The 20121-nt window shown below is 68.1% G+C and carries 19 protein-coding genes; 10 read left to right on the forward strand and 9 right to left on the reverse strand.

The genetic code is table 11. The features are described from left to right. Nucleotides 1-108 precede the first annotated feature (108 nt). From HDA44_RS07220 to HDA44_RS07245, 6 genes are all read left to right on the forward strand, one after another. Nucleotides 109-687, forward strand: coding sequence for a TetR/AcrR family transcriptional regulator (locus tag HDA44_RS07220; RefSeq protein WP_184832362.1), 579 nt, complete (start codon nt 109-111; stop codon nt 685-687). Nucleotides 688-926: 239 nt separating this feature from the next. Next, entirely contained in the window at nt 927-2225 is a 1299-nt protein-coding gene (locus HDA44_RS07225) for an ABC transporter substrate-binding protein (protein ID WP_337905698.1), read from the forward strand. Next, nucleotides 2222-3160, forward strand: coding sequence for an ABC transporter permease subunit (locus tag HDA44_RS07230; protein ID WP_184832364.1), 939 nt, complete (start codon nt 2222-2224; stop codon nt 3158-3160). Before HDA44_RS07225 ends, HDA44_RS07230 begins: the two co-directional genes overlap by 4 nt. Continuing rightward, nucleotides 3157-4023, forward strand: a complete 867-nt coding sequence (locus HDA44_RS07235) for a carbohydrate ABC transporter permease (RefSeq protein WP_184832366.1) — start codon at nt 3157-3159, stop codon at nt 4021-4023. Before HDA44_RS07230 ends, HDA44_RS07235 begins: the two co-directional genes overlap by 4 nt. Nucleotides 4024-4026: 3 nt before the next feature. Continuing rightward, a complete protein-coding gene (locus HDA44_RS07240; protein WP_184832368.1) occupies nt 4027-5472 on the forward strand; it encodes a polysaccharide lyase 6 family protein in 1446 nt (481 codons plus the stop codon). Beyond that, a complete protein-coding gene (locus HDA44_RS07245) occupies nt 5469-6320 on the forward strand; it encodes a helix-turn-helix domain-containing protein (RefSeq protein ID WP_184832370.1) in 852 nt (283 codons plus the stop codon). Before HDA44_RS07240 ends, HDA44_RS07245 begins: the two co-directional genes overlap by 4 nt. Here the strand turns inward: HDA44_RS07245 and HDA44_RS07250 are convergent. Continuing rightward, a complete protein-coding gene (locus HDA44_RS07250; RefSeq protein ID WP_184832372.1) occupies nt 6317-7690 on the reverse strand; it encodes an MFS transporter in 1374 nt (457 codons plus the stop codon). The two genes, HDA44_RS07245 and HDA44_RS07250, sit on opposite strands and share 4 nt — an antisense overlap. A gap of 66 nt (nt 7691-7756) precedes the next feature. Continuing rightward, nucleotides 7757-8509, reverse strand: coding sequence for a glycerophosphodiester phosphodiesterase family protein (locus tag HDA44_RS07255; protein WP_319041430.1), 753 nt, complete (start codon nt 8507-8509; stop codon nt 7757-7759). A gap of 26 nt (nt 8510-8535) precedes the next feature. On the opposite strand from HDA44_RS07255, the gene HDA44_RS07260 reads away from it, so the two are divergent. Both HDA44_RS07260 and HDA44_RS07265 read left to right on the forward strand, forming a co-directional pair. After that, a complete protein-coding gene (locus HDA44_RS07260) occupies nt 8536-9669 on the forward strand; it encodes an aminotransferase class V-fold PLP-dependent enzyme (protein WP_337905700.1) in 1134 nt (377 codons plus the stop codon). Next, the gene (locus HDA44_RS07265) at nt 9666-10289 is read left to right on the forward strand and encodes a methyltransferase domain-containing protein (RefSeq protein ID WP_184832376.1); all 624 of its coding nucleotides are present in this window, start codon (nt 9666-9668) and stop codon (nt 10287-10289) included. Before HDA44_RS07260 ends, HDA44_RS07265 begins: the two co-directional genes overlap by 4 nt. A 98-nt stretch (nt 10290-10387) precedes the next feature. On the opposite strand, the gene HDA44_RS07270 is transcribed toward HDA44_RS07265, so the two are convergent. Genes HDA44_RS07270 through HDA44_RS07290 form a run of 5 tightly spaced genes read right to left on the reverse strand, consistent with a single transcriptional unit; the run spans nt 10388 to nt 16630 of the window. Beyond that, on the reverse strand, nt 10388-10651 hold the full coding sequence (locus HDA44_RS07270) for an SGNH/GDSL hydrolase family protein (protein ID WP_184832378.1): 264 nt from the start codon (nt 10649-10651) through the stop codon (nt 10388-10390). 51 nt (nt 10652-10702) lie between these two features. After that, a complete protein-coding gene (locus tag HDA44_RS07275) occupies nt 10703-11554 on the reverse strand; it encodes an ABC transporter permease subunit (protein WP_184832380.1) in 852 nt (283 codons plus the stop codon). Further along, nucleotides 11551-12477: a carbohydrate ABC transporter permease gene (locus HDA44_RS07280; protein ID WP_184832382.1), complete on the reverse strand. Its 927-nt coding sequence runs from the start codon at nt 12475-12477 to the stop codon at nt 11551-11553. The genes HDA44_RS07275 and HDA44_RS07280 overlap by 4 nt, the downstream gene beginning before the upstream one ends. Nucleotides 12478-12481: 4 nt before the next feature. Further along, a complete protein-coding gene (locus tag HDA44_RS07285) occupies nt 12482-13810 on the reverse strand; it encodes an ABC transporter substrate-binding protein (RefSeq protein WP_184832384.1) in 1329 nt (442 codons plus the stop codon). Between the two features lie 57 nt (nt 13811-13867). Continuing rightward, the gene (locus HDA44_RS07290) at nt 13868-16630 is read right to left on the reverse strand and encodes an alpha-L-rhamnosidase (protein WP_184832386.1); all 2763 of its coding nucleotides are present in this window, start codon (nt 16628-16630) and stop codon (nt 13868-13870) included. A gap of 209 nt (nt 16631-16839) precedes the next feature. On the opposite strand from HDA44_RS07290, the gene HDA44_RS07295 reads away from it, so the two are divergent. Then, nucleotides 16840-17736 carry a helix-turn-helix transcriptional regulator gene (locus tag HDA44_RS07295; protein ID WP_184843053.1) on the forward strand — a complete coding sequence of 299 codons (897 nt, stop codon included), beginning with the start codon at nt 16840-16842 and terminating at the stop codon, nt 17734-17736. Here the strand turns inward: HDA44_RS07295 and HDA44_RS07300 are convergent. Then, nucleotides 17727-18407 (reverse strand): TetR/AcrR family transcriptional regulator, encoded by a 681-nt coding sequence (locus HDA44_RS07300; protein ID WP_184832388.1) that lies wholly within the window; start codon nt 18405-18407, stop codon nt 17727-17729. The two genes, HDA44_RS07295 and HDA44_RS07300, sit on opposite strands and share 10 nt — an antisense overlap. Nucleotides 18408-18494: 87 nt before the next feature. On the opposite strand from HDA44_RS07300, the gene HDA44_RS07305 reads away from it, so the two are divergent. Then, complete coding sequence (locus HDA44_RS07305; RefSeq protein WP_238352385.1) at nt 18495-19682, forward strand: FAD-dependent monooxygenase; 1188 nt, start codon at nt 18495-18497, stop codon at nt 19680-19682. Here the strand turns inward: HDA44_RS07305 and HDA44_RS07310 are convergent. Beyond that, complete coding sequence (locus tag HDA44_RS07310) at nt 19653-20108, reverse strand: PGPGW domain-containing protein (RefSeq protein ID WP_184832390.1); 456 nt, start codon at nt 20106-20108, stop codon at nt 19653-19655. The two genes, HDA44_RS07305 and HDA44_RS07310, sit on opposite strands and share 30 nt — an antisense overlap. Nucleotides 20109-20121: the final 13 nt, after the last annotated feature.

Genomic DNA, 20121 nt, shown 5'->3' on the forward strand with positions numbered 1-20121 from the left:
GCCGGGGCCGGCTCGGGTGTGGTGGGGTTGGTGGGTGGTTCTGGCGATAGAGTGGGCATGTGCCCACGATAGTGGGCGAGTGCCCACTTAAATCAAGGGAAGGTTTGCATGCCGACCGGTGTCGCGTTGCGGGATGCTCGGGAGCAATTGTTCGACGCGGCCGAGCGGGTGCTCCTGCGGGAGGGGCCGGACGGGCTGACCAGCCGGGCGGTGACCACCGAGGCAGGGTGCGCGAAAGGTGTGCTGCACAAGTACTTCACCGACTTCGACGGCTTTCTCGCCGAGCTCGTACTGGATCGCATCCGCCGGCTCGACGGTCAGGCCGAAGTGCTGCTCAAGTCCGCCGGGCAGGGGAGCGTGGCCGGGAATCTGACCGCGATGCTCACCGAGCTGTTCGGGTCGGTCGCGGTGGCGATCGTCAGTTTGACCATCTCGCGCGACAGTCTCCGGGCCCGGTTGCGGGCGGCCGTGCCGACCGGGGTGCCGATTCTCACCGAGGCCGGACAGGTGCTGCTCGACTATCTGGCGGCCGAGCAGAAGCACGGCCGTATCCCGCCCGAAGCCGACCTGAACACGCTCGGCCTGACGTTGATCGGGTCGACTCATCTGCTCTTCGCCGACCGGACCGGCACCCGCCCGACGGTCGCCGAGGTCCGCGCCTTCGTCGAGTCCGTCCTGCCCCGCTGACTCGTCCCGCCACCGGGCACAACACCTAGCCCCAGCACGACACCTCGCCCCGGCGCCGGGCACGACCCTTCGCGTGCCACCCATCCGATCCGCGGAGAGATCGGATGACTCATTGACTCCTCAGCTTGGAAAGCGCTATCTTCCGACGAAATGAGGCCTGAAAAGTACAAATCAGGCTCTTCGTAGACGGGATGTGCGGGATGAGTGGGTCTGGGATCAGGGCGCTGCGGGTGGTTGCGGTGGGACTGGGGGTGGCACTGACGGTCGCCGGGTGTGGCGGTGGCGGCGGCGGGAAGGCCGCGCAGGATCCGTCCGCTCCGCTGGAGTTGTGGGCGCGGACCACGCCCGGCGGCGACGGCGAGAAGGGCATGAAGAAGCTGGCCGCGGCGTTCGAGGCGGCGACCGGGCAGAAGGTCGAGGTGACGGCGATCTTCGACGACTTCGAGACCAAGCTGTCCCAGCGCGCGGCCCAGAAGGACCTGCCGGACATCGTCATGAACGACTCGTCCCAGCTGGGCACCATGGTCGGCCAGGGCATCGTCCGCGAGGTCGACCTGAGCGCGATCAAGGGCAGCGACCAGCTGCTGGCGCCGGCCATCGAGGCTGCTCGCGCCGCGGACGGCAAGACCTACGGCGTGCCGTACTCCGCCCAGGCTTCCGCGCTGCTGATCCGCAAGGACTGGCGCGCCAAGACCGGCCTGCCCGTCCCGGCGAATTGGGACCAGCTGGTCGCCCTCGCGAAGGCCTTCACCACCCAGGACCCGGACGGCAACGGCAAGGCGGACACGTACGGGATGGCGGTGCCCGGCTCGACCAAGCGCGGGTACGCGTCGTGGTATTTCTCGAACTTCCTCTGGGCCGGCGGCGGTGACTTCATCGCGAAGCAGCCGGACGGGAAGTACAAGCCCGCGATGACCACGCCGGAGTCGATCGCCGCGACCACGTGGTTCCGCGACCTCGCGTGTACGTCGAAGGTGATCCAGCCGGGCGCGGCGACGATGGACACGCCGCCCACCAACGAGACGTTCGAGGCCGGCAAAACCGGGATGTACGTGGTCGGCCCGTACCTGATGCCGCGCTTCGACAGCTCGCTCGGCAAGGACAAGTACGAGGTCGTGCCGATGCCGAAGGGTCCGAAGGACTCGACCGTGCTCGCCGAGGGCGGCAGCGTGTACCTGATGGCCGGCTCGAAGAACGAGGCGGCGCAGAACGCGTTCGCCGCGTACGCGATCTCCGCCGAAGGCCAGAAGATCGGGATGGAAGGCGAGAAGGCGTTCATCGTGCAGTTGCCGGTGAACAAGTCCGTCGACATCACCTCGGTACGCCCGGACCCGCGCTGGAAGCTGTACGCCGACGCGTACCGCGAGCACGGCCGGTACGCGCCCTCGATCCCGAACTGGACGGTCGTCCGGCAGAGCACCGCGGACACCGTGAACGCGCTGATCGCGGACTGTGGTCTGGACACCGGCGCCGAGCTGAAGAAGCTCGACCAGAAGCTCGGTGAGGCGCTCGGTCAGCAGGGCATCGGCGCGTCGTGAGCGTTCGCGAAGCGGCTCCGCTGACGGCCCGGGCGCCGGTCACGCGGACCTCCGCCCGGGACCGGCGGCGCCGGGGCGGCCAGTGGTGGGTGCCGTGGCTGTTCCTGGCGCCGGCCCTGGTGCTGTTCCTCTACTTCAAGTTCATCCCGATGGCGCGAGCCGTGTCGATGTCGGTGCAGGAGGTCCGGCCGTACCTGGGCAACACCTGGGTCGGCGGCGCCAACTACGCCGAGATCCTGTCCTCGGACGGGTTCCGCTCGGCCGCCTGGAACACGGTCGTGCTCGCCGTCGGGCAGACCTTCGGCTCGATGGTGCTCGGGTTCGGGCTGGCGCTGCTGGTCGAAGGGCAGACCCGCAAGCTGACCTTCATCCGGTCGGCCGCGTTCCTGCCGGTCGTCGTGCCGCTGGCGGTGACGGCGGAGCTGTGGCGGATCATGTACCACCCGACGGGCGACGGCCTGATGAACCAGGTGATCGGCCTGATCGGCCTCGGCCCGTCCGGGTTCATCAACGACCCGCATACGTCGCTGGCGTCGATCGCGGTGACCGGGATCTGGCGCGGGGCGCCGTACGACATGATGATCTTCCTCGCCGGACTGGCCGGGATCGACCGCGGGCTGTACGAGGCCGCGACCGTCGACGGCGCGTCCACCTGGCGCCGGATCGTGCATGTCACGCTGCCCGGGCTGCGGCCGGTGTTCGCGATCCTGTTCGTACTCGCGGCAGTCCGCGGATTCCGTACCTTCACCGAGGTGTTCCTGCTGACCAACGGCGGCCCGAACGGCTCGACCGAGGTCGTGATGACGCTCATCTACAAGCTCGGCCTGGAACAGAGCCGGCTCGGCGTCGGCTCGGCCGGGGCGGTGCTGCTGTTCGCGGCGACGCTCGTGCTGACGGTGTGCGTCCAGTTGCTGCGACGGAGGAGGTCCGCATGAGTGCCGCCACCGAGACCGCGCTCGGCCTGACCGAGAGCAAGGGCGTCGGCGCCAGGGTGGCGAAGTTCGTCATCTACGCGGGGCTGTTCGTCGTCTTCGCCGGCCCGCTGCTGGCACTGCTGGTCGGTTCGTTCAGCCACGTGTCGGACCCGACCCAGCTGAGCGTGGTGCCGAACCGGCCGACGCTCGGCAACTTCAGGATCGCCTTCGACCACGGCGTCCTCCGGTACCTGCTGAACTCGTTCTTCGTGGTCGGCTTCGGCCTGCTGCTGCAGGTGGCGGTGTCGGTACTGGCCGGGTACGCGCTGGCCCGCAAGGTGTTCCCGCTGATGACGCTGGTGCTGGTCGCGATCCTGGCCACGATGATGCTGCCGGAGGAGATCCTCGCGCTGCCGCTGACGCTCGTACTGGCCGATCTGCCGGTGCTGCACCTGAATCTGATGGGCACGCTGGCCGGGATGATCGTGCCGCTCGGCGCCTGGGCGTTCTCGATCCTGGTGATGACCGAGTTCATGAAGGACGTACCGCGTGAGCTCGAGGAAGCGGCCCGGATCGACGGCGCCGGCGAGCTGCGGATCTTCGCCCAGATCATCCTGCCGCTGTGCAAGCCGGCGCTCGGCGTGATCGGGGTGTTCGGCTTCACCATGATCTGGGACCAGTACCTGCTGCCGTTGCTGGTGGCGCAGAACTCGTCCTCGTACACGCTGCCGCTGGCGCTGCGGACGCTCCGGATCGACCAGGCGGTCACCCCGGGCGTCGTCCTCGCCGCGTCACTGCTCGCATTGCTTCCGTCGGTACTCGTGTTCCTGTTCTTCCAGCGTTCGTTCGCCCGGGGCCTGACCTCCGGCGCACTCAAGGGGTGAGACATGGATCGTCGTACGTTCCTCGCAACCGCCGGCCTGGCCGGCGTCACCGCGGCCGCCGGCCTGACCGCAACGCAGACCGCGATGGCCGGGACCGGAAACGGAACCAGGGCCGAGGTGGTCCGGACGCTGACTGAGCTCCGGGTCGCGATCAGCCGCGCCGTACCGGGCAGCGTGATCACCGTTGCCAATGGCACCTATGCCGTACCGGCCGGGGCACCGCTCGCGATCACCGGCAAGCGCGGGCAGCCGGACCGCCCGATCGTGATCCGGGCCGAGTCGGTCGGCGGCGTGGTACTGACCGGCGAGCAGAGTTTCGTCCTCACCGGATCGTCGGACGTCACGCTCAGCGGCTTCGCGTTCCGGCAGAGCACGACGCTGGACATCCCGCCGGACTGCCGGCGCATCCGGCTCACCCGCAACGACTTCCAACTGGCCGATCTCGACGGCCTGCACTGGGTGATGATGCGCGCGGACGACTCGACCATCGACCACAACGAGTTCCACGACAAGTCCAAGCTCGGGATCTACCTCGGCATCGAAGGCGCGGGCAGCGACCAGATGGCGCGCGGCGTACACATCACCCGCAACTACTTCCGTGACCACACCTTCCCGGGCGACAACGGCGGCGAGCCGATCCGGCTCGGGGTCAGCCCGCGGGCGCTGTCGACGGCCGGGGCAGTAGTCGAGCTGAACCTGTTCGAGCGCTGCAACGGTGACCCAGAGGCGATCTCGGTGAAGTCGTCCGGCAACACGCTCCGGCACAACACGGTCCGCGACAGCCTGGGCGGCATAGTGCTCCGGCACGGCAACGGCACCCGGGTCGACGGCAACTTCCTGCTGTCCGGCCAGAACGGGATCCGGATCTACGGCAACGACCACCTGATCGTGAACAACTACCTTGACCGGATCAGCGGCGCCGGGGTCGTGCTCGGCAGCGGCAACGTACGGGACCACTATCCGGGCGAGCCGTCCAAGTCGCGGACCGGCAACGACGCGCCGGACCGGGTACGGATCGCGCTGAACACCGTGCTGGACTGCGAGTCCGGGATCATCGGCGAAAGTCACCGTACGCTGCCGCCGCTGGAGTGTGCCGTGACGGACAATCTGTTGATGGCGGACAGCGGGCAACTGGTGAACATGCCGTTCCAGGACGGCATCTCCTGGTCGGGCAACATCCACTGGGGACAGGGCGCGGACGGCAACGCGCCGGCGGCCGCGTTCACTCGCGTCGATCCGCGGCTCGCGGCCGGTCCGGACGGCGTACGGCGCCTCGGGCCGGGCAGTCCCGCGATCGACGCGGCGTCCCGGACGTACGCCGAGGTCGACGTCGACTTGGACGGGCAGCACCGGACCCGGCGCGCGGACGTCGGCGCGGACGAGTACTCGCGGAGTGCCGTCAAGTTCCGCCCGCTGACCGCCGCGGACGTCGGGCCGCACGCGCGATGACCACCCAGCTGCGTACGGAGCAGCAGACCGCCGCCGATCAAGAGACGATCCGGTCGTACCTGGACCGGCTCCGGCTGGACCTGGTCGTGGCCGCGCGGATCACCAAGGTGCATCGGGAATGGTCGCGGCCGCTGCAACCGGATCCGTTCACCAGGCTGTACCTGATCCTCGAAGGCGAGGGCCGGCTCGTGGTGCGGGACCAGGAGCTCTACCCGAAGCCCGGTGAGCTCGTTTACCTGCCGGCCGACGTTCCGGTGTCGTACGAGACGATCAGCGACAACGTGTTCCGCAAGCACTGGCTGCACTTCTCCGCGCTGATCGGCGACCGGGACATCGGCGAGCTGCTGACCTTGCCGTACATCGTCCCGAGCAAGGCTCCGGAAGAGGCGGCGGCGCTGTTCGAACAGGTCGGTGCGGCCGACCGCGACCCGCCCGGGCTGGCGACGCCGCTGCGGCTGCGGTCCGCGTTGACCGCGCTGTTCGCGCACTTCCTGGACAGCGTGCCGCCGGGAGAGGTGCGGTTGTCGCCACAGCAGACCAGTGAGTCGGAGATAGTGCAGTACATCCAGGAGAACCTGGCCACGCTGCCGAGCGTCGAGGAGCTGGCCGGCCGGTTGGGCTACGACCTGCCGGCCTTCCTGCGGCACTTCCGGACCGAGTTCGGCCTGTCGCCGAAGCAGTACATCAAGCGGGCCAAGATCGAGTGGGCGCAGCGTGAGCTGGCGGCGACCGCGCGGCCGATGGAGGAGATCGCGGCCGCCGTCGGCATGGACCAGTCGTACTTCTCGAAGGTGTTCCGGCAGGTCAGCTCGGTGACGCCCAGCGCGTACCGAAAGCTCTACCGCTAGACGACGGTCGGCTGCCTGTTACCCGCGTCGGTGATGCCTCGGCGCATGTCGACGCGGGTCAGCAACGCCAGACCGATCACGAAGAAGATGCCGAGGGCGACGATCGCGGGCCGGTACGAGCCGGTGATCTGGTGTACGAGACCGAAAACGAGCGTGCCGAGCCAGGACGTACCGCGTTCACCGGCCTGGTACAGCGAGAAGTACTCCGCTTCGCGCCCTTTCGGAATCAATTGGCTGAACGCCGACCGGGACAAGGCCTGCGTACCACCGAGGACAATTCCGATCGCGAATCCCATCGCCAGGAACGGCCCGATCTTCCCGGCCGGCAGCAGGAAACCCGCGATCACGATCAGCATCCAGATCACCAGACCGCCGGTAATGGTCCGGTGCGCTCCGTACCGCTGCGCGACCCGCCCGAACACGATCGCGCCGAAGAACGCGACGAACTGCACCATCAGAATGGTCGCGATCAGTACCTGAGTCTGGAACCCGAGCTGCTTCTCGCCGTACGTCGACGAAACCGAGATCACGGTCTGAATACCGTCGTCGAAGAACAGGTACGCGACCAGGAACAACAGCGTCATCGGGTACGTACGAATGTGCTTCAGCGTCGCCGCCAGCTGCCCGAAACTCTGGCGTACGAGTCCGCGGCTGCGCACCGGCTCGACGCTGACCGGAGGCCGGTCCCGTAGCCGGACGAACGGGATGATCGTGAACAGGCCCCACCAAATGCCCGCGCTCAGCAGACTGAGCCGCACGGCCGTGCCCTGGCTCATCCCGAGCGCGTCGTGCGCGGTCACGACGGCAAGGTTGATCGCGAGCAGGATGAACCCGCCCGCGTACCCGAACGCCCAGGCCCGTGACGACACCGCGTCGCGCTGGTCCGGGGGAGCGATGTCGATCAGGATCGAGTCGTACACCACGAGCGCCGCGCCGAGACACAGGTTGCCGATGAAGAGCAGTAACGCGCCGAGCGCCCAGCGGCCGCCGCCGACGAACACCATGCAGCACGCGGCCAGCGCGCCGACCCACGCGAGACCGCACATCAGCAGTTTCTTGCGGGCCATCCGGTCCGCGATCGCGCCGACCACCGGCAGGAACAGCGCCGAGAACAGCGTCGCGACCGTGACCACGTAGAACGCCAGCGAGCCGGGCGAGATCGCCAGCCCGAGTACGTGCAGGTTGGTGTTGCACGGCCGGTCGGTGGTGCCCGCGTACCCGCAGGCCGCGGTCTCGGCGACCGAGGTCAGGTACGGAGCGAACAGCACCGTGCCGACGGTGGTGACATAGCCCGAGTTCGCCCAGTCGAAGAGGCTGAACCCCCAGTACTCGCGCTTGTCCACACCGTCCGGGGCGGAGAGAAGTCCCATGCGCGGAAGTGTGTCAGGTCCGGGGGACGATAGGTCGTACCTCGGGATAACAACTTCAGTGCCCGGCTAATGCCACTGCCCGCGCTGGATCAGGACGTCGCGCAGCACGTCGGTCCGGTCGGTGATGATGCCGTCGACCCCGGCGTCGAGCATCCGGCCGATCTCGTCCGGATCGTCGACCGTCCAGACGTGGATCTGTTTGCCCCGGGCATGCGCCCGTTCGATCAGTCCGGGCGTCAGTACCTTCAGCGACCCGTACCGCTCCGGGATCTGCAGGCACGCGCCGGCCGCCGGCACCCCGAAGGGCAGGAAGCGGATCAGCGCGATCTCGTACTCGCCGTACCCGGTGCACAACTCCGGCCCGAGCAGCTTTCGCATCCGGTTCACCCGGGCCTGTGAGAACGACGAGACGCACACCCGGTCGATCGCGTTGGCGCTCCGCAACACCCGCGCGGACGGTTCCAGCCCGCCCGCCGCCTTCACGTCGAGGTTGAACCGGACCTCCGGGAAGTGCTCCAGCAGCTCGTCCAGCCGCGGGATCGGCTCGTGCCCGTTGATCCGCGCCTTGCAGACCTCCGACCAGGGCAGCTCCGCGACTATGCCGGTCCGGTCGGTGACCCGGTCCAGCTTGTGGTCGTGGAACGCGATCACCACCCCGTCGCTGGTCGCGTGCAGGTCGGTTTCCAAGTACCGGTACCCCAGGTCGACGGCGTGCTGGAAGGCGCGCAGCGAGTTCTCGTAGCCGACGAGCTCCGGGTGGTCCGCGCCACCTCGGTGCGCCATGGCGATCGGGCCGTCGTGGTCGAGGTAGGGGTACACGAGTGAAAGTATGTACCGTTTGAGTGGTGACGGTACTCAGCCCCCGCCCCGACCTGTGGACCCTCGACCCTGGCGTGCTGCACCTCAACCACGGTTCGTACGGTGCGGTGCCGCGCCGGACCCAGGAAGTGATGGCCGCGCTCCGGGTGGAGATGGACGCGAACCCGATGGTGTGGTTCCGGAGCGTCGCCGACCGGCTGACCACCAGCCGTCTGGCGCTCGCTTCGTACCTGCAGGTCGACCCGGCCGGCTTCGTGCTGGTCCCGAACGCGAGCGCCGGCGTCACGGTCGCGCTCGCCACCCTGCCGATCCCGGCCGGCAGCAAGATCGTCCTCACCGATCACGCGTACGGCGCGGTGCGCTACGCCGCCGAGCGCTACGCGAAAGCGCATGGTGCGGAGGTGGACATCGTCGGCGTACCGCTTGAGGCCGATGACGCGACGGTCGTGTCCTTGATCGCCGACCGGTTGGACGGCGCGGCGATGCTGATCGTCGACCAGATCACGTCGGGCACCGCCAAGATCTTCCCGATCGAGGCGCTGGTCCCGGCGGCGCACGCGCGGGGCGTACCGGTCGTGGTCGACGGCGCGCACGCCCCGGCGCTGATCGACGCCCCGGCGAGCGCGAGCGCCGACTTCTGGACCGGCAACTTCCACAAGTGGCCGGCCGCGCCGCGGGCGACCGCGGGTCTGGTGGTGGCGGAACAGTGGCGTACGGCGTCGATGCCGCTGATCGTTTCCTGGTCCGAGTACGACGAGCGCCTGCCGGAGCGCTTCGACATGCAAGGTACGTACGACTACGTGCCGTGGATCGCCGCGCCTGAATCACTCCGCGTACTGTCCGACCTGGACTGGCCGGCCCGCCGCCCGCAATTGACCGCACTGGTCGAGGAGGGCGCGCGGCTGCTGGCCAAGGCGCTCGGCACCGGGATCGCCGAGGTCGGTCAGGCGCCGGCGACGATGCGGCTGGTCGAGCTGCCGTCCTCGGTCGACCTGTCCGGCGGCGAGGCGCTGAAGGCACGGGTGTCGCGCGAGCTGAAGGCCGAGATCACGCTGACCGGCTTCGAGGACCGTGGTTTCGTGCGGTTGTCGGCGCATGCGTACAACTCGCTCGCGGACTTCGAGAAACTGTCGGCGGGGCTGCCTAGAGTCCTGGCGTGAACGACATCCAAGGGTCATACGACGCCGCTGCCGCCGACTACCACGCGATCCTGCGGGACTACCACCGGCAGGACCCGTTCGAGCAGGGCGCGCTGGACTACTTCGCCGCGCTGGTCGAGGACGGTCCGGTCGGTGATCTCGGTTGCGGGACCGGCCGGATCACGACGCACCTGGCTGGGCGGGGTCTGGACGTGTTCGGCATCGACCTGACGCCGGGGATGATCGAGGTGGCCCGGCGGGAGTACCCGGAGTTGCGGTTCGAGGTCGGGTCGTTGTTCAACCTGGACCTGAAGGACGGCGAGCTCGCCGGGGCACTCGCCTGGTACTCGCTGGTTCACACTCCGCGCGAGGAACTGCCGGCGGTGTTCGCGGAGCTGTACCGGGTGCTTCGGCCGGGCGGTCACTTGGTGCACGGCTTCAAAGTGGGTGGTGGCCGCCGGCATCTCAGTCAGGGGTACAGGCATGACCTTGACCTTGAGGTTTACAGTTTCGCTGTCGCCGACGTCGCTGCATTGCTGGCCGGTGCTGGGTTCGTCGAGGTCGCGACGCTCACCCGCGCCGCGCTGCCCGCCGAGAAGGACGCCGGGCAGGCGGCGATGATCGTACGCAAACCGGATTGATGAGGCCGGCCAGGCAGTTCCCGGGACACTGAGGTCGAGCGAGTCGAGCTCGGCGAAGCACGTCCTGTACGTGAACTTGAGGGTGTTGGCGCTCGCGTTCAGGGAGACGTCGATCGACTGCTGCGTCCACGCCTCCCAGCCATACCCGGCCGGGCGGTGAGCATGGTCCGGATCAGGTTCTCCAGGCGGGCCGGCGCGGTCGCCAGGTTGACGTTTCCGAGTACGTCGTTCGCGCCGGCGTGCAGGAGCACCACGTCGGGCTGGTACGTCCGCATCCGGTCGGCGGCGATCGCTGTCAGCTGGTCGATCACCCAGCCGCCGTGCCCTTCGCGGCCCGGCCGGGAAGCGTCGCATTCGAGCACTGTCCCAGCCGGGCTGACCCGCCGGTACGTCTTCGATATGAGCCGAATGGTTCAGCCCTTGATCGCGCCGGACGTCATCCCGGCCACGATCTGCCGGTTGAAGAACAGGAACATGATCAGCGGCGGGATCGTGATCAGCAGGATGTTCATGAACAGCAGGTTGTACTGGGTGGAGAACTGGCTGTTGAAGTTGTAGAGGGTCAGCTGGACGGTCGCGTTCTGATCGCCGGGCAGGAAGTACAGCGGGTTGGTGAAGTCGTTGAACACGGCGACCGACTGCACCACGATGACCGTCACGATCACCGACTTCAGCAGCGGGAAGATGACCCGGAAGAACAGCCCGAGGGAGCCGGCGCCGTCGATGATCGCCGCTTCGTCGAGTTCACGCGGAATGGTCGCGACGAAGGCCCGGAAGAGCAGGATGCAGAAGGACAGCCCGAAGGCGATCTCGATCAGCATCAGGCCGGGCAGCGTCTTGAACAGGCCCAGCTTCTGCAGTACCCAGATGGTCGGTACGACGGCCGGCGGAATGATCAGCCCGGACAGCACCAGGAAGTTGATCACGCCGTTCCACCGGCTCTTGCGGCGCTGCAGGACGAACCCGGCCATCGCGGCCAGGATCACCATGCCGGCCACGCTGACGACGGTCAGCACGGTGCTGTTGATGAACGCGATCACCAGCATGTAGTCGCGGGCCTTGACCACCTCGACGAAGTTGTGCACCAGCCGGAACTGGTGCGGCCAGGCGAAGTTCAGGTCCGCGGACTGCTGCCGGTCCTTCACCGCGGTCAGCACGATGAACGCGAACGGAATGATGAACACCACGACCGAGGCCAGGATCGCGACCGCGCTCAGCGCCCACTTCCGGGCCGGGCGGTGGTTGACGAGTTCTGCCGTACTCACAGGTCCACCTCCTTCCGGTTCAGGAACCACGACAGCGGCAGGATGATCACGGTGACGGTGATGAACAGCACCACGTTGCCGGCCGTGGACAGGCCGTAGAAGCCGGCCTGGTACTGCTTGTAGATCACCGAGGCGATCACGTCCGAGGTGAATCCCGGCCCGCCCTGGGTCATTGCCCAGATCAGGTCGAAGGACCGCAGTCCGCCGATCAGCGACAGGATGATGACCGTGACCGTGGCCGGCCGGGACAGTGGCAGCACGATCCGGCGGAACGTCTCCCACGACCCGGCACCGTCCACCCGGGCCGCCTCCAGGTACTCGCGCGGGATCGACACGATGCCGGCGATGTAGATCAGGGTGGCCAGGCCGACGCCCTTCCAGACGTCGACCGCGGCCACCGAGAGCAGCGCCCACTTCGGGTCGGTCAGCCAGCCGGGACCGTTGATCCCGACCACGCTGAGCGCGCCGTTGATCAGGCCGCGTTCGGGGTTCATCAGCACCGTGAAGGTGAGCCCGACGCCGATGGTGGAGACCAGCACCGGGAAGAACACCACCGACCGAAGGTAGCCGCGGGCAACGATCTGCGAGGTGAGCAGGACCGCGAGCAGCAACCCCAGGACGACCTTGGAGCCGGAGGTGACGACCGCGTAGATCAGCGTGTTGGTGAAGCCCTTGATCAGCGCGGGCTCCTGGAAGAAGAGCTTGAAGTTGTCGAGCCCGACGAACTTCGAGTCGAACAGGCTCCACCGGGTCAGGCTGAAGTACAGCGAGGCGAACGTCGGGATCAGGAACAGGACGCCGTAGATGATCGCCGACGGCAGGAAGAACCAGGTCGAGTACGGGCGGTAGACCTTGCTCCCGGCGCTGGAAGCGACCGGCGCGGTCTTGCTGCGCTGCTGTGGTTTCACCGAGGTGATGGCCACCAGATCACCAGCCCGCCAGCCCGAGCTGCTGCGCCTGCTTCTTCACGTCCTCGTCGTACCGGGCGGCGCCGTCCTTCGCCTTCCGGATGCCGGAGCCGACCTCGACGGTGATCTGGGACAGCGACGGGCCCTTGACCGGTGAGACGAACTCCAGCGCCAGGCTGGACCCACCCGGCTTGTCCAGGTACGGCTGCATGTCCTTGATCGCCTGCGGCACGTCGGCCGGCAAAGTGCAGCCCTTGACCGCGTACGGACCGGTCGGTGCCCCGGCCGTGTTCTGGGACTTGCACCCGTCCGGGCTGGCGACGAAGGCGAGGAACTTCTTGGCCGCGTCCAGCTTCGCGCCGGTCGCGGTCTTCGGGATGTAGTTGGCGCCCGGCGTCCACACCGTCAGGCCGTTCTTGCTCGCGTCGTCACCAGGCAGCGCGAACAGCCCGACGTTCTTGGCCGCGTCGGGGTAGGTGGCGATCATGTTCGCGACCACGCCGGACAGGATCGGGTACTGCGCGCCGGTGCCGGTGGCGAGCATCTTCAGCCCGTCCGGCAGCTTGGCCGACGCGAAGTCCTTGTTCTCCAGCCCGGCGTCGTGCACGGCCTCGGTGTGCTCGAAGCCCTTCACCGCCGCCGCCGAGGTCGCGTACTTGGCCTGGTTCTTGGTGTACTTCTCGGCGAAGTCCGGCTCGGCCGCCGCGACGTTGTGGAAGTCGCCGAGGACGAACAGCTGCGCGGTCCAGGTCTCGCCGTAGGTCTGGATCACCGGCGCGACCCCGCCGCCGGCGGCCTTGATCTTGGCACTGTTCGCCATGAACTCGGCCCAGGTTTTCGGCGGGGTCAGCCCGAGCTTCTTGTAAACACCGATGTTGTAGAGCACCGCGCCGCCCATGAACCCGCCGACCGGCACGCCGTACACCTGGCCGTCTGCGGTGACCGTGTTCTTGAAGTTGTCGTCCAGGTCACCGACGTACGGCTGGTCGCTGAGCGAGACCAGGTTCTTCTGCGGCGCGATCGCCTGGAACAGCGACCCGGTGTTGTAGTTGAACACCTCCGGCATGTCGCCGGTCGACAGCCGGGTCTTGACGATGTTGTCGCCCTCGGTACCGGCCGGCCGGGTCTCGATCTTGATCGAGATCCCGGCGTTCTTCGCGGTGAAGTCCTTGACCAGTTGCTGGGCTTCCTTCATGTCCTGATCCTGGTTGCCGATCAGGTAGGTGATCTCGACCGAGCCGCTGCCCGAGTCGGAGCTGGAACCGAGACTGCCCGCGCTGCAGGCGGCGAGAGTAAGAGAACAGACGGCCAGCAGGGCTAGTCCGCTGGCTCGTGGGCGGAACCGCATCGTGACCTCCAAGGGGATGTTCTGCGTCGGCAGCGGGGCGGGGTCGGGTGAGTGGGATCAGTGGTTGAGCAGGGCGCCTAGGGCGGTGTGTACGGCCTCCGGGTTCCGCGTGCCGGCGGCCTCGATCAGCGCGGCGGCGGACTGGTCGAGGTAGCGCTCGAGCCGGCCGGCGAGGTCGGCGTCGTCGCCGACGAACCCGCTCTCGACGGCCGCCGCGGCCAGCGCGGTCCAGGTGGCTTCGTGGTCCATCAGCTGACGGACGGTGGAATCCGCCGCCAGTACCGTCGGCTGGGCGTACGGGTCGGCGCCGGTCCAGGTGTGTGTACCGTGACCAACTTCGACCACCTCATCCGCGCCCGGTACCTCGACCTTCGCGCGCGCACCCACCGGTACGGTGACGATCAGTTTGATCTGCCCGTCAGAGCGCGCCCACGCCACGGACGCGGTCCCGTACGGCGTGAGGTGTTTCGCGGACGCCGAGGTCAGTTGCTCGGTGTACAACGGCCGCACGTCGATCGTCCGGTACGCCGGTTCGGCCGCCGCGAGGCCGGCCACCCGGCGGTGCATCCAGTCCGCGACCGCGCCGAGCGCGTAGTGGTTGAACGACGTCATCTGGCCGGGGTTGATGCTGCCGTCGGGCAGCATGCTGTCCCAGCGCTCCCAGATCGTCGTGGCACCCATGGTCACTGCGTACAGCCAAGAGGGGCAGCCTGTCTGCAGCAGGAGCCGGTACGCCAGGTCGGGATGTCCGGTATCGGCCAGTGCGTCGGTCACCAACGGCGTGCCGACGAATCCGGTACTGATCCGGAAACCTGACGTGCGGACCAGATCCGCGAGCCGGTCGCCCGCGCGCTTTCGCTGCGACTCGTTCGGGAGCAACGCCCACTGCAGCGCGAGCGCGTAGATCGTTGCCGCGTCGCTCAGGACCCGGCCGCCGTCGGTCGTGTACTCGGCCGCGAACGCCTGCCGGACGCGCGCCGCGAGCTCGGTGTACTCGCGGGCGAGATCGGACTGCCCGACCAGCTCGGCGGCCTTGCCGACGACCTCGGCCGAACGGGCCAGATGCGCGGTCGCAAGGACGTCCGGGTCGGCCTTGGCGCGGAACGGGTTGTCCGGCGGCGCGGTCGGGTCGAGCCAGTCGCCGAACTGGAACCCGCCGGACCACAGCAGGTCACCACCAGCCAGGTCGGCCATCTTGTCCACCCACGCGCGCATGCTCGGCAGCTGCCGGGCGAGCAGCCCGAGGTCGCCGCTGCGCTCGTACACCACCCACGGCACGATCGTTGCCGCGTCACCCCATGCGGCCGTGGCCGGCGCCTCGTTCCGCAGCACGTCCGGTACGACGAACGGCACCGAACCGTCCTTCTGCTGCTCGGCCGACAGGTCCGCCAGCCAGTTCGTGAGGAACCCGGCGGTGTCGTACAGGAAGCTCGCGCTGGGGGAGAAGACCTGGATGTCACCGGTCCAGCCGAGCCGCTCGTCGCGCTGCGGGCAGTCGGTCGGTACGTCCAGGAAGTTGCCGCGCATGCCCCACACGACGTTCTGGTGGAACTGGTTGAGCAGTTCGTTCGACGATTCGAACCAGCCGGTGCGGTGCAGGTCGCTGCCGAGTACGAGCGCCTCCAGATCCTGCCTTTGCAGGTCGTCCACGCCGGTCACCTCGGCGTACCGGAATCCGTGGAAGGTCAGCGGCGAGTCGAGCGTGACCTCGTCCGGCCCGGCCAGGATGTACGAGTCGATCGCCTTGGCGGTACGCAGCGGACGTACGCCGAGCTCGCCGTCCTCCAGGACCTCGGCGTGCCGGAGCACGATCTCGTCCCCGGCAGCGTGACCGCGAACCTTCAGGCGGACCCGGCCGACCAGGTTCTGGCCGAAGTCGACCAGGGTCTTGCCGGCCGGTGAGGTGGTGATCGTGACCGCGGGCAGGACGTCGGTGATCCGTACCGGCGGGCCGTCCGGCGCGACCAGCAGGGTCAGGTCGGCGTCGAGTACGTCGACCGCTGCCGGTTCGCCGGGCTGCCTGCGCAGGTCGGTGGACTGCCCGTCGTACAGGTCGTCGGCGATGACGTTGCTCTCGCGGGAGGTCCACGAGTCGTCGCTGCCGAAGGTGTGGACCTGGCCGTCCGCGGTGGTGACCTCAAGCTGCGCGAGGATCGCGAGCCGGTTGCCGTAAAGCTGGCTCTGGTCCTTGAAGCCGATCCGGCCGCGGTACCAGGCGTTGCCGAGCAGGAACTCGAGCGTGTTCTCACCAGGACGAACAAGCTCGGTCACGTCGTACGTCTGGTAGCGCAGGCGGTACTGGTACGCGGTCCAGCCGGGCGCGAGCTCTTCGATGCCGACGCGTTGCCCGTTGAGTTCGGGGATGTAAACGCCGTGGGAGGTCGCGTACAGACGTGCCTTGACGATGCCGTCCGGCAGGGTCGTGGCGCCCGCGACCAGGGGAGCGGGGGAGCCGTACGGGTTGTCCCGCGGGCTGACGAACCGGGCGGTCCAGTCGTCCGCGGTCAGCAGTCCGGCTTCGACGGTCGCGGGTTCGCTCCAGTCACTCCAGTCGTCGCCGCGGACCCGGACGCGTACCTGCGCGGACTCGCGGGACCGCAGCGGTTCCCCCGGCCAGGAAACCAGGACCTGCTCGGGGGACTCCACGGTGAAAACCTGGGTGCCGTCGCGGCTGATCTCGACTTCGTACGCCGTCTGGGTGTAACCGTCGGCCGCGGCCGGGACCTGCCAGGAGATCCGCGGGGCCGCGGTGCCGGTGCCGATCACCGGGGCGGGCAGATGTTCGAAGCGGAGAGCGGTGGGTGCGGCGGGTTGCGACATGTGACTCCAACCAAGGCGCTGATCAGGACAGGGTGGTGAAACGATTCAGTGGGTCTCCCGGCGAACCGCCTCGAAGTGGGGCGGAAGGGTGCGGCGGGACGTTTCGCCTGTGCACCGATCCTGCGGCCGTCGGTCGCCGCCGACTAGCCCAATGTGCACTTGGTCTAGCACGATCTGCACCTTGGACCTATCGTGAAGCGGTGTCGGAGATGGCTGCGGAGCCGGTGCAGACCCGGGGCACGGTGCTGCACTTCGTCGAGGGAACCGTGGTGCACGCCGGCCCGCACGTGCACGTGCGCTCGCATCCGCTGCATACGCACAGCTTCTTCGAACTGTTGCTGGTGATCGGCGGTGCCGGCATCCATCACAGCCTGGCCGGACGGCAGCGGCTCCGGCCCGGCGACGCGATCCTGCTCCGGCCGGGGGTCTGGCACGAGTACGTGGAATGCGACTCGCTCGAGGTCTACAACTGCTGTTTCTCGGCCGATCTGGTTCGCCGGGAGCTGGCCTGGGCGCGCGAAGATCCCTTACTGGGCTACCTTTTGTGGACCGGACCGTTCTCGGCGCAGCGGCGCGGGATGCTCGCGACGCACCTCGATCCGGACACCCTGACCGAGGCGATCGGTCACCTGGACGGCCTGCGGCAGGTGGGGAATCAGCCGACCGGCCGGAATCGCGGGGAGCTGGTCGGCTGGCTGTCGTTGTACCTGAGCTGTGTCGCGCGAACCGTCGCCGGACGGGACGAACGCCGCGACCTGATCCATCCCGCGGTCGTCGACGCGATGCGGATGATGGAGGCGGAACCGGCCCGGCGCTGGACGCTCACCGACCTGGCCGGCGAACTGCATCTGGCACCGGGCTATCTGGTCCGGTTGTTCAAGTCGGTCACCGGGGTGCCGCCGATGGCGTACCTGTCCAGGCATCGGGTCGAGCTCGCGGCCGACCGGTTGCTGCACACCGATCTGCCGATCAACCGGATCGGCGAGTCCGTCGGCTGGCCGGACCAGAACTACTTCGCTCGCCGATTCAAATCCCACTACGGACTGTCCGCATCCACCTATCGGCAACGTTTCAATACGCTGAAGCCGAGTCTGTCCTACCCCTGAATCAGTAGGTCCAGTCCGTCGAGGATCCGGTCGAGCCCGAACTCGAGGCCCTGGTTCTCGCTGCCGGCCGACGTACGCATCGCGGCGGTGAGGTGCGGGAAGCGATCCGCCTCGGAGTTGAGGATCGCGCCGAGCGCCTGCTGCATGTCCTCCTCGGTCAGGCCGGTGCTGTGTCCGGGGAAGGTCGTGGACTGCTGCGCGATGTTCCGCACGTGGCTGGTGATGACCAGGATCGAGTCGAGTTGCTCACCGCCGGTCAGCTTGGCGCCGGCGAGTGCCGCGACGCCGCGTTCCATCCACGCCAGCTCGTTCGGCCCGAGCAGGCGGCGGCCGATGGTGGACTGGAGCAGCCAGGGGTGCTTGGTGAAGCCGTCGTACAGGTCCATGGCCCAGGTCCGGAGCGCCTCGCGCCACGGTAACTCCGCGCGCTCCGGCGGTGCGCCCATGGCGAGGTCGCTCATCACCGCGACAAGTTCGGTCTTGCCCGGCACGTACCGGTAGAGGGCCATCTTGGTCACCGGCAGCTCGCCGGCGATCCGCTGCATCGAGAGGGCGTCGAGCCCTTCGGCGTCGGCGATCCGGATCGCCACCTCGGCGATCTCGGCCAGGGTCACGGCCGGCTTCGGGCCGCGGCTCGGCACCGGCTGCTTACCCCAGAGGAGTTCGGTCATGTGCGGCTTTCCTTCCGAAAGGACTTGAACTGTGTCTACCATACACATTACTGTGTCCGTCGGACACAATTACTTTGACGGAGGCTGATGATGAAGGTTCTGGTTTCTGGTGCGAGCGTTGCCGGTCCGTCGGTTGCGCTCTGGCTGGGTCGCGCCGGGCATGACGTGACGGTGGTCGAGATCGCCCCGGCGCTGCGGCAGGGTGGGTACGCGGTGGACTTCCGCGGCGAGGTCTTCACCACGGTGCTCGACCGGATGGGGGTGCTGGCGGAGCTGCGCTCGCGGCAGACCGGCGGTACCGCGATGCGGTTCGTGGACGAGTCCGGGCGGAAGCTGATGCGGCTGCCGGCCGAGTTCGCGGGCGGTGAGCTGGAGGTACTGCGCGCGGATCTGTCGCGGGTCTTGTACGAGCACAGCCGCGACCGGGCGACGTACCGGTTCGGGGACACGATCGTGAGCCTGGACGAGCACGCGGACGGGGTCGACGTCCGCTTCGAGAGTGGCATCGAGGAGACGTACGACCTGGTGATCGGCGCGGACGGGATGCACTCGGTCGTACGCCGCCTGGCCTTCGCGCCGGAGCTGGTGCTGGAGCGGCACCTCGGGTACTACGTGGCCGGCTGGGAGGTGCCGAACACGCGCGGGATCAGTGGCGATTCACTGCTGTACAACGTGCCCGGGAAGCTGGCGAGCGTCGGGGCGGACCAGCGGGACAGCAGCGTGGCGCAGACGCTGTTCGTGTTCAAGTCGCCGGTGCTGGAGTACAACCGGCGTGATCTGGACCAGCAGAAGGCGATTCTGCGGGACCAGTTCGCCGGCCTGGGCTGGTACGTGCCGGAGCTGCTGGATGCGTTGCCGGCGGCAACCGAGTTGTACTTCGACTCGATCAGCCGGGTACGGGTGGATCGCTGGTCGACCGACCGGATCGTGCTGCTCGGTGACGCCGGGTACGGTGCGACGTTCGGCGCGCTCGGGACCGGCACGGCCGTCGTCGGGGCGTACGTACTGGCGGGGGAGCTGGCCCAGGGCGACCTGCGGACCGCGTTCGACCGCTACGAGGCGCGGCTGCGGAAGGCCGTCTCGACCACGCAGGACGGCAGCCGGGCGGGGTCGTTCATGGCGCCCGCGACCCGGTTCGGGCTGGCGGCGCGGAACAAGATTCTGGACATCCCGTTCTTCATGAACCAGATGATCAAGATGGCGGCGAACATGAGTGAACTGATCGAGCTGCCGACGTATCCGGCGCTAGAGCAGGGGAAGGTCGGTCAGGAATGACTCCCAGCTGTCCGGAAGCCAGCCCGGTACGCCGAGGACAGCCAGGTACCCCCAGACGCCGACCATTACGCAAGCGAACAGGGTCGCCGTCCCGAGTGCCTTCAGCCAAGCGGGCTGCTTGCCGGTCCAGGTGGTGAGGGTCTTGACCCAGCCCTTGACCCGGTACAGCAGCCGCTGTGCCCACTCGAACTCACTGGACAGCACGGCCAGCCCGGCGATGAACAACGGGATGCCACCTGGGCCGGGCAGCCAGCCGGTGAGCGGCGCCGCGATGAGCAGCAAGCCACCGACAACGCCCACGCCGATCCGGTAGAGCGCCAACTTCCGCGGGTTCTCCCGGATCCGCCGCCGCCACTCCCACTTGTCGTCGGCAGCGTCCAGCGTGATGTTGTCATCCGTGCGGTCGGGACTCTCTTGCTCGGCCACTCTTACAGCGTAC

The organism is Kribbella solani, from assembly GCF_014205295.1.
In the GTDB taxonomy this organism is placed as follows: Bacteria; Actinomycetota; Actinomycetes; order Propionibacteriales; family Kribbellaceae; genus Kribbella; species Kribbella solani.

Excerpts from the sequence above, each read along its gene's own strand:
- HDA44_RS07220 (WP_184832362.1), top strand. The coding sequence starts at position 109 with ATGCCGACCGGTGTCGCGTTGCGGGATGCTCGGGAGCAATTGTTCGAC.
- HDA44_RS07235 (WP_184832366.1), top strand. The coding sequence starts at position 3,157 with ATGAGTGCCGCCACCGAGACCGCGCTCGGCCTGACCGAGAGCAAGGGC.
- HDA44_RS07240 (WP_184832368.1), top strand. The coding sequence starts at position 4,027 with ATGGATCGTCGTACGTTCCTCGCAACCGCCGGCCTGGCCGGCGTCACC.
- HDA44_RS07245 (WP_184832370.1), top strand. The coding sequence starts at position 5,469 with ATGACCACCCAGCTGCGTACGGAGCAGCAGACCGCCGCCGATCAAGAG.
- HDA44_RS07250 (WP_184832372.1), bottom strand. The coding sequence starts at position 7,690 with ATGGGACTTCTCTCCGCCCCGGACGGTGTGGACAAGCGCGAGTACTGG.
- HDA44_RS07285 (WP_184832384.1), bottom strand. The coding sequence starts at position 13,810 with ATGCGGTTCCGCCCACGAGCCAGCGGACTAGCCCTGCTGGCCGTCTGT.
- HDA44_RS07290 (WP_184832386.1), bottom strand. The coding sequence starts at position 16,630 with ATGTCGCAACCCGCCGCACCCACCGCTCTCCGCTTCGAACATCTGCCC.
- HDA44_RS07295 (WP_184843053.1), top strand. The coding sequence starts at position 16,840 with ATGGCTGCGGAGCCGGTGCAGACCCGGGGCACGGTGCTGCACTTCGTC.
- HDA44_RS07300 (WP_184832388.1), bottom strand. The coding sequence starts at position 18,407 with ATGACCGAACTCCTCTGGGGTAAGCAGCCGGTGCCGAGCCGCGGCCCG.
- HDA44_RS07305 (WP_238352385.1), top strand. The coding sequence starts at position 18,495 with ATGATGAAGGTTCTGGTTTCTGGTGCGAGCGTTGCCGGTCCGTCGGTT.